Origin of the sequence: Psychromonas sp. MB-3u-54, assembly GCF_002836415.1 — a bacterium.
In the GTDB taxonomy this organism is placed as follows: Bacteria; Pseudomonadota; Gammaproteobacteria; order Enterobacterales; family Psychromonadaceae; genus Psychromonas.
This window is the reverse complement of record NZ_PJBP01000177.1, coordinates 1-12546: the sequence shown is the minus strand read 5'-3', so window position 1 is coordinate 12546 and position 12546 is coordinate 1. Positions and strand designations below refer to the sequence as shown.

The 12546-nt window shown below is 38.3% G+C and carries 13 protein-coding genes; 5 read left to right on the top strand and 8 right to left on the bottom strand.

Annotated elements, in window-relative coordinates:
* The 4 genes from CXF72_RS15570 to trhP form a co-directional block, all read right to left on the bottom strand.
* The gene (locus CXF72_RS15570) at positions 1–1605 is read right to left on the bottom strand and encodes an ABC transporter substrate-binding protein (RefSeq protein WP_232785003.1); all 1605 of its coding nucleotides are present in this window, start codon (positions 1603–1605) and stop codon (positions 1–3) included.
* A gap of 404 nt (positions 1606–2009) precedes the next feature.
* Positions 2010–3335: an MATE family efflux transporter gene (locus tag CXF72_RS15565; protein ID WP_101040339.1), complete on the bottom strand. Its 1326-nt coding sequence runs from the start codon at positions 3333–3335 to the stop codon at positions 2010–2012.
* 39 nt (positions 3336–3374) lie between these two features.
* Positions 3375–3620, bottom strand: a complete 246-nt coding sequence (locus CXF72_RS15560; RefSeq protein WP_101040337.1) for a YfhL family 4Fe-4S dicluster ferredoxin — start codon at positions 3618–3620, stop codon at positions 3375–3377.
* Positions 3621–3622: 2 nt separating this feature from the next.
* Positions 3623–4969, bottom strand: a complete 1347-nt coding sequence (gene trhP / locus CXF72_RS15555) for a prephenate-dependent tRNA uridine(34) hydroxylase TrhP (protein WP_198552626.1) — start codon at positions 4967–4969, stop codon at positions 3623–3625.
* Between the two features lie 303 nt (positions 4970–5272).
* On the opposite strand from trhP, the gene proQ reads away from it, so the two are divergent.
* A complete protein-coding gene (gene proQ / locus CXF72_RS15550; RefSeq protein WP_101040333.1) occupies positions 5273–5896 on the top strand; it encodes an RNA chaperone ProQ in 624 nt (207 codons plus the stop codon).
* 10 nt (positions 5897–5906) lie between these two features.
* Entirely contained in the window at positions 5907–7901 is a 1995-nt protein-coding gene (gene prc, locus CXF72_RS15545) for a carboxy terminal-processing peptidase (RefSeq protein WP_101040331.1), read from the top strand.
* Positions 7902–7971: 70 nt separating this feature from the next.
* Here prc and CXF72_RS15540 read toward each other — a convergent pair whose 3' ends face one another.
* Together CXF72_RS15540 and CXF72_RS15535 are read right to left on the bottom strand one after the other, a co-directional pair.
* The gene (locus CXF72_RS15540; RefSeq protein ID WP_101040329.1) at positions 7972–8739 is read right to left on the bottom strand and encodes a UDP-2,3-diacylglucosamine diphosphatase; all 768 of its coding nucleotides are present in this window, start codon (positions 8737–8739) and stop codon (positions 7972–7974) included.
* Positions 8740–8758: 19 nt separating this feature from the next.
* Positions 8759–9253, bottom strand: coding sequence for a peptidylprolyl isomerase (locus tag CXF72_RS15535; protein ID WP_101040327.1), 495 nt, complete (start codon positions 9251–9253; stop codon positions 8759–8761).
* Between the two features lie 150 nt (positions 9254–9403).
* Here CXF72_RS15535 and cysS point away from each other — a divergent pair, with 150 nt between their 5' ends.
* The 3 genes from cysS (at position 9404) to CXF72_RS15520 (ending at position 11837) form a co-directional block, all read left to right on the top strand.
* The gene (gene cysS / locus CXF72_RS15530; protein ID WP_101040325.1) at positions 9404–10789 is read left to right on the top strand and encodes a cysteine--tRNA ligase; all 1386 of its coding nucleotides are present in this window, start codon (positions 9404–9406) and stop codon (positions 10787–10789) included.
* A gap of 101 nt (positions 10790–10890) precedes the next feature.
* Positions 10891–11511: a LysE family translocator gene (locus CXF72_RS15525; RefSeq protein WP_101040323.1), complete on the top strand. Its 621-nt coding sequence runs from the start codon at positions 10891–10893 to the stop codon at positions 11509–11511.
* A gap of 53 nt (positions 11512–11564) precedes the next feature.
* Positions 11565–11837, top strand: coding sequence for an acylphosphatase (locus CXF72_RS15520; protein ID WP_101040321.1), 273 nt, complete (start codon positions 11565–11567; stop codon positions 11835–11837).
* Between the two features lie 84 nt (positions 11838–11921).
* Here the strand turns inward: CXF72_RS15520 and CXF72_RS15515 are convergent, their stop codons facing one another.
* Complete coding sequence (locus CXF72_RS15515; RefSeq protein ID WP_101040319.1) at positions 11922–12086, bottom strand: YbaM family protein; 165 nt, start codon at positions 12084–12086, stop codon at positions 11922–11924.
* Positions 12079–12546, bottom strand: a 468-nt coding sequence (locus CXF72_RS15510) for a primosomal replication protein (protein ID WP_101040317.1), incomplete at its 5' end; no start/stop codon positions are given. The genes CXF72_RS15510 and CXF72_RS15515, both read right to left, overlap by 8 nt.

Below are 12546 nucleotides of genomic sequence, written 5' to 3'. Positions count from 1 at the left end.
TTAGTGAGCTTCTGTTTTTTTGACATGTTGGAAGTTTATACCCGTAAAAGGATCAACCCAAAAACCAGATATATTGATCTTAAATGCATCCATACGTAATACATGTGCAATTGGAAAATAAATACGTTCCTCCTGAATAATTTCCTGCAGCTTATAATAATTTTTTATTCGGGTTGTGAAGTTTGATTCTGACAAGGTTAAATTCAATAAAGATTGCACCTCTTTACTGCACCATTGACTTGAGTTGCCTTCTAATACGGTTGAATCACAACTTAGTAAGGGTCTGAAGATACTATCCGGATCATTGATTTTACCATTGACCGCAGTCAAATAGGTATCATATTTGCCACTGAGCAAACGTTTTTCAAGTTCTGTTTGCGTTAAAAAGAGTATCTCACTTTCTACGCCTATTTTTAATAAGTTTGCTTGAATTAATTCAGCTATTTTATGGAAGCTATGGTTAAAAAGTGAATTTTTGACGGGTGTCAGAATGGTGATTTTTTTATTAAAATCATAACCCATTTCCTGCAGGGTGCTTAATGCCTCCTGTGGCTTGTACGGAATGTCAGTTGAACGTCGATTGTATGCCCAAGATTGATGGTTTAATAGGGTGCTTGTTGCAGTCGCGCTTTGATAAAATACCGCCTCTAAAAGATTATTTTGATCGACGGCTTTCGAAAAAGCCTGGCGAATTTTTTTTTCTGTAAAAGGAATTTTATTACTGTTGAATGCCCACAGCAGAATGTTGGCGGTCGGTTCACTGCTGAGCAATATATTCGCTTTTTCACTCATCTGTTTTAACTGACTGGGTGCTGGATTCGCAATAATATCGCATTCACCCGTTAGTAGTTTTGCATAACGTTTAGTATTATTTTCCGTCACGTCAAAGATAATATTGTTTACCGAGACCTTATCTCCCCAAAATTTGGCATGGTTAAGATAATGAGTAATACCCGCATCATTGGAGGATTTAAATTTATAAGGGCCTGTTCCAATAGGATAAAAATCAATTTTATCAGGCTCACCGTGAGCTATTAATTGCTGGGCATACTCTTGAGACAGAATCACCGAATAATGAGCCGCTAGATTGTCAAGCAAGGTTATATCAGGTTTTTTTAAAATAAACTTAATTGTATAGTCATCAATTTTGACAATATCTTTTATTAAATTAGTAAAAGGGTGGTTAAAAAAATAGTAACCCATCCCGTGGTTAACTGAATGGAAAGGGTGGGCTTGATCGAGCATTCTTTGCAGACTGAATATAACATCATCTGCTTTGAAATGACGTGTTGGAGTAAAATAATCTGTTTGATGAAAGTTAACATTCTGCCGTAAGAAAAAGGTATAACTTAATTTATCGGCACTTAACAACCACCCTGTAGCAAGATCCGGAACGTAGTTATGAGTGGTTGGATCTCTTTTAACCAAGCGGTTATATAACTGGTGAGTTGTTGCATCTAAGCTTGATATGTCGTGACTGATTTGTGGATTAAAAGAGAGCGCCTTACTTTCAGGACAGTATATTAAACTATCCTTTAGTGATGATTCGCTTTGATAACATCCACTTAAAATAAGTGCCGTAGTAAAAATAAGAATAAAACGCATGGTGAAATTTATCATCCCATTTGATATATAAACATAGCCAACCCGCTGAATACGGTATTTTTAAGTGGGTCGGGGGTTACCCAAACGACTTGAAGATGCAAAGTGTCTTCGGACTAGCACAAGGCGCAACATATCTGTCGAGCGATTAACTGAATTAATCCTCTCTCGGTGGATGTAAATACAAGCATTTAACATTCCGAATGGTTGTTCCCCTTCAGTCATTTAGGTATGAATCCCTCGCTGGTTTTGATTAGAGCAATATTACTATTTATGGTTAACAAAATAGACCAATAAGTTGAAGCTGAGTATTCTTGCAACAATTTTTCGGTATTTTTGAGCAGTTTACTCAATAAAGGCGATTTTTAATATCAGAAAACGTTGAGTGAGTACTTAGGTCATTTTATTTATATTTTTTCTATATTACTCATTATCTTATAGGTTAATAACAAAGAGAAAATACCGAATATAATATTCCCTGCAGCTTGACCATACAATATACCTGGTGCTTGAAAATAGAAAGCGCCAATAGTGACAAAAGGTATGGTTCCCAGCGTCATCTTAGCTACATTTAAAAAAGTTGCGTATTTTGCGTACCCTAAATTATTAAGGTAGGTCATCGCAATTAACGTAATGCCGCTAAATAAAAAGCTGGCTGCGATATATTGACAAAATATTCTTATAATCTCAGCGCTTTGGTTTTGTGCATGAAATAAATTAACTATCATCTCTTGCGCCATTGATAATAATAATGCGATGACTATTGTATAGCTGGTCATAAATTTTAATGATTCATTTAACACTTTTCGAACGCGATCAAATTGTTGTGCGCCATAATTTTGTCCAATAATAGGTCCAACGGCACCCGACAGAGCAAACATCATACCAAAAGACACGGGTATCAAGCGACCAATAATTGCCCATCCTGCAATATATTCAGTGCCAAACTTAGCGACCTCATAGGTCACGTATAAATTACCGATAGGGGTTGCAATTTGGGTCAATATTGCCGGTAATGCAACATGCGATATTTTTTTTATATCTTCGCGAAAACTATTAAATTCAGGGAAAGTAAGCATTTTGTATTTAAAAAAAACAAAATATAAGCCAATAGCTAGAATAAAAAAACGTGAAATGACGGAAGCAATTGCGGCACCCTGCAAATCCATGTCCAGTAAAAAGATAAACACCGGATCGAGTACCGCGTTGACCAGCCCACCGCCTAATGTCGCAAACATGGCCGCTTTTGCATTACCCATTGCACGTAATGTCGCGCCCATCTGCATGGCAATCGCCAAAATGGGAAAGGTCGGTAAAATGATCCGTAAATAGAGGCTAGCCTCGGTTAATTCCAGCCCCTGCGCGCCAATAAACGCTAATAATTGTGGTGTAAACCACCATAAAAAGACGGTTAATAAAGTGGTTAGGCAAAAAGCATAGAGGGTGATGTGGGAAATATACCGGCAAGCTTTCTGGCGGTTTTTCTGGCCAATGGCTTTGGCCACTTTGGCACTGTTTGCTGTGACTAAACCAATACTGATTGAAGTGGTAAAAAACAATATTGCAGTCGCATAGCCTATTGCAGCAACGAGGGCCGGATTATTCAATAAACTGATAAAATAGATATCTGCTAAATCGACCATGAACAACGCACTAATGCCGATAGCATTAGTGGCGGACATGGTGATGACATGTTTTAAAATAGATCCTTGCAGAAATTTTGCTTGTTGCATGCGCTACCTGAAGAGAGATAAAACTGGCTACTATAGCGACTAACTATATAATTCTGCAAATTTATCTATCAATTGCTGCTCAGATTCAATATTTTCAGGATCAATAATAATACAGTTAATTGGACAGACCGTCATGCAGGTTGGCTTTTCATAAAAACCGATACATTCAGTGCAAAGATCCGCACTAATTTCGTAGATCTCCTCACCAAAATAGATGGCTTCATTCGGACATTCGGGATCGCACATATCACAATTGATACAGTTATCTTTAATTAAGAGTGCCATGGTTATTTACTGTGCGGATTACGGGTGTTTTGGCCGTTATTGAGATTACGCATTAACAATGCATGACTAAGGTCAATTTCTTTGGGTATTGGCATATAAAGAATGTGTCCTGAACCAGGTGCCACATCAACAAGCTCTCCTTTTTTGGTTTGCAGCTGCTCTAAAGTGAAATTAATATTACCCTGCGGTGTCATCAATTCAAGTTGGTCACCGACTAAAAATTTATTTTTAACCAACACCTCAGCGCAACCATTGGCGTCACGACCGGTCATTTCCCCCACAAATTGTTGAGTATCACTCATGGAGTAACCATAATCATAGTTTTGATATTGATCGTGAGTGTGGCGACTTAAAAAACCTTCCGTATACCCACGGTGTGCAAGATTTTCTAATGTCCCCATTAACTTCGGATCAAAGGGTCGACCCGAGATGGCATCATCCATCGCTTTTCTATAAACCTGCGCAGTGCGCGCACAGTAATAATAACTCTTGGTTCTACCTTCAATTTTTAAAGACTGCACACCGATGCTTAAAAGGCGTTCAACATGTTGAATCGCGCGTAAGTCTTTGGAGTTCATGATATAAGTGCCATGCTCATCTTCAAATGCCGGCATGTATTCATTGGGACGACCTTGCTCCTGTAATAGGAACATCTGGTCAGTCGGTTTGCCTTCACCTAACGTTGGATCCGGGCGTTGAATCGCCACAATATCACCCGTTTCATTTTCTGCTGCCGGATGTGCATCATATTTCCAGCGGCAGGAGTTGGTGCACGTTCCCTGATTGGGATCGCGTTTATTGATATAACCGGACAATAAACAACGGCCTGAATAGGCCATGCACAGTGCACCATGAACAAAGACTTCAATCTCAATATCAGGACAATGTTGTCTAATATCTTCGATTTCATCTAATGATAATTCCCGCGATAAAATAACCCGTTCAATACCTTGTTTTTCCCAAAATTTAACGCTTGCCCAATTCACTGCATTCGCCTGCACACTTAAATGGACAGGCATCTGTGGAAATGCTTCCCGTACCATCATGATTAAACCGGGATCTGACATGATTAACGCATCGGGTTTTAAATTCACCACGGGCTGCATATCGCGTATAAATGTTTTTAATTTAGAGTTATGGGGTTGGATGTTACAGACAACGTAAAGCTTTTTGCCCTGTGCGTGTGCCTCATTTATACCAATTTCTAATTTCTCAACATTAAACTCATTGTTTCTTACACGCAGTGAATAACGCGGTTGACCGGCATAAACAGCGTCTGCTCCATAAGCAAAAGCATAACGCATATTTTTTAACGTCCCGGCAGGGGAGAGTAATTCAGGTGTCATAATAAATCTCTATTCTGATATCAAGTCAGGATAAACCAAGGGGTTTATGGGCGACACATCCTACTTGTTTTGGTTATAAAGTTATGGGGTTAGATCAATTTAGGTGCTTTAAAAACAGATTAAATTAAAAATAGAGCAGCAAGCACGTCAGTTTAGGCCTTTACAATCCGTAAAATGATTAACAAACCTAAATTAAGTTTCACATTTTACTATCGCATCCCTATACTGTGGAATAAATTTATACTCGCAATGATTTAAGACACCGTTTTAATCATTGAGCTATTGGCATCACTAATTAGGTTCTACATGGAAAACACAGAAAAATTTACTAACAACAAACAAATAATTAACTTTCTAACTGAACAGTTTCCTTTATGTTTTACAGCGGCTAATAACCCTGCAAAACCGTTGAAAATTGGCATATTTCAAGATCTTGCTGTACGTTTAGAAAATGAAGAGCGGGTTAGTAAAACTCAACTACGTGGCGCCTTACGTCAATACACATTAAGTTGGCGTTACCTGCACTGTATAAAAGTATCAGAAAAGCGTGTTGATTTAGATGGCAATGAAGGCGACAGTGTTTCTGCTGAACATGCCGATCATGCTTTAAAAACACTTAAAGAAAGTAAAGATAAAGTGTTTGCTAAACAGAAAAAGGCGCAGAAAGAAGCTGCACCCGCGAAAGTCGCCAAGCAAGTTAATGTACCTAAACGCACTGAGAAAAAAGTAGTTAAAAAAGAAACTTCGGTTGACCTGAGTCAGTATAAAGAAGCAACTCACTCTGAACTTACGTTAAAACAAACTGTCAAAGTGTTGCTGGGTAAATCACCTGTTTCTGCCGTTGTTGTTGAAATTTCAAAGGATGATATTCAGGTACAACTGGCTTCTGGAATGATGGTTAAAGTTAAAGCCAAACATTTAATTGTTTAAAGGAATATTGATGAACAAATATTTTCGACACTTAGCCGTTATAGCGAGTTATTTATATATTGGTATTGTCTACGCGGTTCCAGCCGATTTTGATAGCGTAGACATCCCTCAATTAGAGCAACAAGCACAGCATGCTAAAGTGACGAAAAGAGTGAGCGACTTATTCAGTCGTTCTCACTACAAATATATACCCTTGAATGACGCTCTTTCGCAACAAGTGTTTGAGCGTTACATCGAGCAGCTTGATTATAATAAACAAATCTTCATGCAGGGCGATATTGACGGTTTAAAAAAATATCAATTTTCTCTCGATGATAATTTACAAACGGGTCAATTAAAGCCTGCCTATAAAATCTACCAACTTAGTTTGAAACGTCGTTATGAACGTTTTAGTTATGCGCTATCTTTACTTGACAAAGAAATTAAGTTTGAGGCTCCAGATGAGTTTCAATTTGACCGTAGCCAGGCATCCTGGGCAAAAGATACGGTTGAACTTAATGAAATTTGGCAGCAAAAAGTAAAATCCGATGCTTTAGTGCTTAAATTAAGCGGTAAAAAATGGAAAGAAATCAAAGAGCTATTAAGTAAACGTTACAATTACGCACTTAAACATTTGACTCAAACTGAAAGTGAAGATGTTTTTCAAACTTTTATGAATGCTTATGCGCGAACTATTGAACCCCATACAAGCTATTTGTCACCTCGCAATGCTGAACGTTTTAAAATGGAAATGAACTTGTCTCTGGAAGGGATAGGGGCTGTTTTGCAACTCGAAGATGATTATACGGTGATCAGAAGTCTTGTTCCTGGTGGACCTGCAGAGCGTTCCAATCAGATCTTCAAAAACGACAAAATAATAGGCGTCGGACAAGATGATGGAAAAATTGTTGATGTGGTTGGATGGCGCTTAGATGATATTGTCGATTTAATAAAAGGCCCCAAAGGAACCGATGTTAAATTACAGGTTTTATCGGGTAAAGCTGGCGATAAAAGCCATATTGTGGTCATCACACGTGAAGAAATACACCTTGAAGACCGTGAAGCAAAATCATCCGTAGAAGTCATTGATGGTCAAAAAATTGGTGTTATTACCATTCCAAGCTTTTACATGAAATTAAGTGAAGATGTTGACCAAGAATTAGCTTTATTAGCAAAAGAAAATATTAAAGGTATTATTATTGATTTGCGCAATAATGGGGGGGGCGCATTAAGCGAAGCGACCTTATTAACCGGTTTGTTTATTCGAACAGGGCCCGTTGTGCAGGTACGGGACGGACGTAATCAAGTTTTGGTACATCAGGATGAAAATAACGCGGTAAGTTATAAAGGGCCGTTAACTGTTTTGATTAATCGCAACAGTGCCTCTGCATCTGAAATATTTGCAGCAGCTTTACAAGATTATGGCCGTGCAATTATCCTCGGTGAGCAAAGTTTCGGCAAGGGGACGGTACAACAACATCGTCGTATCTCTCGATTTTATGATAAAGATGCCGATCTGGTTGGTTCAGTTCAATATACCATCGCTAAATTTTATCGTATCGACGGTGGCAGTACGCAGAACAAAGGCGTCATTCCTGACATTCAATTTCCAAGTGGAATCGATCCTAATGATACGGGTGAAAGCCTGGAAAAAAATGCATTACCTTGGGATAATATAAAATCAGCTGATTATTCTCCGGTAGATAATTTACAATCTGTTGTTAAGTCATTAACTGCAAAACACAATTTACGTATTAAAAATAAAATTGAGTTTAGTTACTTAGAAAAAGATATTGAAGAATATCTTCAAGAAAAAGATATGACGACAATTTCTCTTAAAGAAAGTGATCGGCTTAAATTACGAGAAGAAAATGAAAAGCAAGCGTTACTACGAGTGAACGAACGTTTAAAACGTGCAGGTTTACCCGAGGTGAAATCGATCGATGATATTCCTGATGATTTTGAACCTATCGACTCATTTTTACTTGAAGCGGCTGCTATCACCCTGGATTATGCCCATTCTTGATTTTTAAACTTGATATTTAAGCCGGCTAGTTAGCCGGCTTTTTTGTGTTTTAATATTAATAAACAAAAAGTTATAGATTTACTTCGGTTGGTTTATGATGCAGGTGATAGAAATTAATCGGGCGGATAACCAAATTAATTTTATCTTGCTGCACTTCGACATAGCTTAAATTATTACGCCAGTCGCCGACATCATATCGTTGTGCAGCTTGCCCTTTAATCAATATTTCATGGCAAGCGACCATATGGGTATGCCCGTGAATTAATGTTTGGACATCATGCTTTTCCATTAAACGTACTACTTCATCTTTAGTTACATCCATCACTTCCCGATTTTTATAGACCTTTTTGGACTTGCTTGCATGTCGAATTTTCCAGCCTATTTTTTTACGTAGGGAGAGTGGTAAAAGATTAAAAACGAATTGTAGAAGAGGGTTATGGATCAGCGTACGCATCTTTTGATAATTTTTATCTGCTAAACAAAGTGTATCACCGTGTAAAATCAATATTTTTTTGCCATACAAATTTATTTCACAGTGTTCCGGTAACAATTGCATTGATGATTGTGTTGCATATTTTTTGCCAACCATAAAATCACGGTTACCATGAATGTAATACAGTAATATATTATTTTTCAGTGCATATTCTGATAATTTAAGCGCAACTTCATTCATTAACGGAGTGCGCTCATCATCTCCGATCCACACTTCAAATAAATCACCCAAAATATATAAGGCATCCACATTTTCAGTTTCATTTTGTAGAAACTCAAAAAATGCACGGCTTATTTGCGGATGCTTTTCACTGAGATGCAGATCGGCGATAAAGAGTGTGCGCATAGAAGACACCAGTTAACCGTTAAACAATAGTGACACTTGTGATTACTACATCTTCCAGCGGAACATCCTGATGCACATAACCAGAGTTGCCTGTTGCCACATTTTTCATCTTATCAACAACATCGAATCCTTCAACAACTTGTGCAAATACGCAGTATCCCCAACCATCGGTCGTTTCCGATTTGAAATCTAAAAACGTGTTGTCGTTAAGATTAATAAAGAATTGCGCAGACGCAGAATGAGGTTCCATTGTTCTTGCCATAGAGACGGAATATTTTGTATTTGACAGACCGCTATTTGCTTCATTTTTTATTGGTTTATTGGTTGGCTTTTCTTCCATCCCTGCTGCAAAACCACCACCTTGAATCATAAAACCTTCGATAATGCGATGAAAAATAGTATTGTCATAATGACCCGACTGCGCATATTTGATGAAGTTGGCAACCGTCTTAGGCGCCTTTTCTGCATTTAAATCAAGTTTAATATCACCAAAGTTTGTATGTAAAGTAACCATTTTTGAATCCTGTTTTTGAAAAAAGAATAAATCCCCTTAGGGTTTGCTTGCATCATACCCTAAAGCATGAGATTCATTAAATACAAAGGGTGAATTTCTATTAGTTGCGGGTTAGAATACCCATTTTATAGTGATCAGATTGGAAGCCCAATGTTAAAAATATACAACAGCTTAACGCGACAAAAAGAACCGTTTAAACCGCTCATCCCCGGTAAAGTTGGTATGTATGTGTGTGGTATCACTATTTACGATTATTGCCATATAGGCCATGGTCGCACATTTGTGGCTTTTGATACTGTGGCGCGTTATTTACGTTTTAGCGGATATTCACTTAATTATATTCGTAATATCACCGACGTAGATGACAAAATAATTAAACGGGCGGCCGAAAATAATGAAAGCTGTGAGCAATTAACAGCACGTTTTACCGAGGCTATGCATCAAGATTTTGATGCGTTGTTTATGTTACGCCCGGATCTTGAACCTCGGGTAACGGATCATATGCCAGAAGTTATCGATATGATCAAAAAATTGATCGCAAAAGGGCACGCCTATGTGGCCGAAAACGATGATGTTTTATTTGCAGTTGACAGTTTTAAAGAATACGGTCAATTAAGCGGTCAAAATTTGGAAATGTTACGGGCAGGCTCGCGCGTCGAAGTTGAAGAGAGTAAACGTAACCCACTGGATTTTGTTCTTTGGAAAATGGCAAAACCCGCAGAGCCTTTTTGGACTTCGCCTTGGGGCAACGGTCGTCCCGGTTGGCATATTGAATGTTCAGCCATGAACCATAAACATCTTGGTGAAGTATTTGATATCCATGGTGGCGGATCGGATCTTGCTTTTCCTCACCATGAAAATGAAATTGCACAATCCTGTTGTGCACATCATGGCCAGTATGTTAATACCTGGATGCATTCGGGCATGGTGCAGGTAGACAAAGTTAAAATGTCGAAATCACTTAACAATTTTTTTACCATTAAAGATGTGTTAAAAGTTTTCGATAGTGAGTCGGTCCGTTACTTTTTGATTTCGGGACATTACCGCAGCCAACTTAACTATTCTGAAGATAATTTAAAGCAGGCTCGTGCGAGCCTGGAGCGTTTATACACCTCAGTTCGTGATTTAACCTTCGATAAAGACACCCCGTTGGATAAAACTAATCCGTATTATCAGAAATTTATTAAAGCCATGGATGATGATTTTAATACGCCTGAGGCTTTAGCTGTATTGTTCGATCTTGCTAAAGAAATAAACCGTCTTAAACAGTCGAATATTAAACGGGCATCTTTATTGGCGGGATTATTAGTGCCACTTGCTAATGTGCTTGGTTTATTAAACCAGCCACCAGAGCAGTTTTTGCAGGGTGATGAAACCCAAGATGAAGTTGCCATGATAGAAGCACTTATCAAACAACGTAATGATGCTCGAACAAATAAAGATTGGGCTTCAGCGGATTCGGCGCGTGACAAACTGGCGGCATTAAAAATTGTTTTAGAAGATGGTCCTGGCGGCACGACTTGGCGAAAACAGTAGCGTTCCAGTAATCATTACTGCAGTACCCTGTTAATTTCATCACAGCAGCAAATTTAGCTATTTGTTGCTGGCCCTTTTTTATCTATTGGAGATAAAATGGAATATTCTGCTCTGCTCTGCTATTATTTATTCCCACTTTTTTTGCTGTATCGGCGACACCTGGATTGTGTATGACGCTGGCAATGACCTTGGGTATGACAATAGGTGTACGTAAAAGCCTGTGGATGATGGTCGGTGAATTAGTTGGGGTTGCGCTGGTGAGCATTTCATCATTGATTGGTGTGGCAACTATTTTATTAGCCCGGCCGAATATGTTTCTGGTGCTGAAATATCTGGGGGGGATGTACCTGTTTTATCTGGGTATACAGATGTGGCGTTCTCGCGGTAAAATGGCGATTCCTGAAAATTTTGTACAACAGGGTAATGTTACTCGCAAGTCACTTATAACCCAAGGATTTGTGACTGCTATTGCCAATCCAAAAGGGTGGGCTTTTATGATTTCATTATTACCCCCTTTTATTAATTCTGAGCTACCATTATATCCACAGGCCATGATTTTAGTCGCTATCATATTGTTTTTTGAATTAGTCTGTTTATTGCTTTATGCAGCGGGCGGTCATACTTTGCGCCACCTTTTAGAGCAGCGTGGTAATGTTATTCTGATGAATAGAATTGCCGGTAGCTTAATGATGTGTGTCGGCATCTGGTTGGTATCAACTTAACTATTTTTCTTACAAAAGTGACTCACTGTGATGGTTATTTAGAGAGGAGTAATATGGATAATATCGGTTGTAAAGTGATTGTGTCGGGCATAGTGCAGGCGGTTGGTTTCCGCTATTTTACCTGTATGGAAGCGCGTTTGCATCATGTTATGGGACATGCAAAAAATTTACAATGTGGTGATGTTGAAGTTGTTATGTACGGCCCGCGTGAACAAATAGCGAAAATGCTGAAATGGCTTGAAAAAGGGCCTCAAACCGCACGTGTCACTGGCATCACTGTCAGCGAAATTCCCTATCAGAAAAGCAATAATTTTATAGTTTGTTAACCATTCACTCAAAATATTCTGATCTTAAAGAGCGCTTTTATTGAGTAAGCAGCTCAAAATATCAGGTAATTTATGTAAGAGTGATTAGTCCTGTTTATTTTTAAAATCTTTTAATACTATCTCTAAAGCGCCCACCGCCACTTGCTTATCAATTTTATTTTCTTCTAATAGTTGAATTAAATCAACGGCTAGTTGCACTGATAGCGGTGCATTCTCTAGCGGAGCATGGTTTTTTTTACCTTCACTCATCGCTGCTATCCTGAAATTTAAATTCTAACATTTGAGTATAGCTAGTACACTTTTGATACCGTCCTTTTAAGACCTCAATTTTTTCTTTAATGTCTATTTTTTGTGGCGCGTTTGAATGGGTCATTAACTCTTCCTGCTCTGCAATCATGTTTAATAAACGTTCTTCATAGTGATATTGTTTCTGTAACTGTTGGTAGATATTTTCTTTAATGGATGAATAGGATTTATATAATATGTCGGCTTCCCCTTTTTCTAAGCTTTGTACCAGTTGTAATAATACTTGGAACTGATCAATAAAAAGTGTGCATTCAAAGGCGATCAGCGCTTCGGGAAGGTTTTTATCAAGTGCATTTTGTAAGGATTGCGCTGTATGTTCTATTTGCCTAATATAGCCTGACAGCGTGAGACAACGCTTGGGGAAAATATGCACTTCAAAAACAAAACATTTGTTTTCTGTCTG

Coding starts and splice junctions, on each gene's coding strand:
- CXF72_RS15570 (WP_232785003.1), bottom strand. CDS start 1,605: ATGCGTTTTATTCTTATTTTTACTACGGCACTTATTTTAAGTGGATGT.
- CXF72_RS15565 (WP_101040339.1), bottom strand. CDS start 3,335: ATGCAACAAGCAAAATTTCTGCAAGGATCTATTTTAAAACATGTCATC.
- CXF72_RS15560 (WP_101040337.1), bottom strand. CDS start 3,620: ATGGCACTCTTAATTAAAGATAACTGTATCAATTGTGATATGTGCGAT.
- proQ (WP_101040333.1), top strand. CDS start 5,273: ATGGAAAACACAGAAAAATTTACTAACAACAAACAAATAATTAACTTT.
- prc (WP_101040331.1), top strand. CDS start 5,907: ATGAACAAATATTTTCGACACTTAGCCGTTATAGCGAGTTATTTATAT.
- CXF72_RS15540 (WP_101040329.1), bottom strand. CDS start 8,739: ATGCGCACACTCTTTATCGCCGATCTGCATCTCAGTGAAAAGCATCCG.
- CXF72_RS15535 (WP_101040327.1), bottom strand. CDS start 9,253: ATGGTTACTTTACATACAAACTTTGGTGATATTAAACTTGATTTAAAT.
- cysS (WP_101040325.1), top strand. CDS start 9,404: ATGTTAAAAATATACAACAGCTTAACGCGACAAAAAGAACCGTTTAAA.
- CXF72_RS15520 (WP_101040321.1), top strand. CDS start 11,565: ATGGATAATATCGGTTGTAAAGTGATTGTGTCGGGCATAGTGCAGGCG.
- CXF72_RS15515 (WP_101040319.1), bottom strand. CDS start 12,086: ATGAGTGAAGGTAAAAAAAACCATGCTCCGCTAGAGAATGCACCGCTA.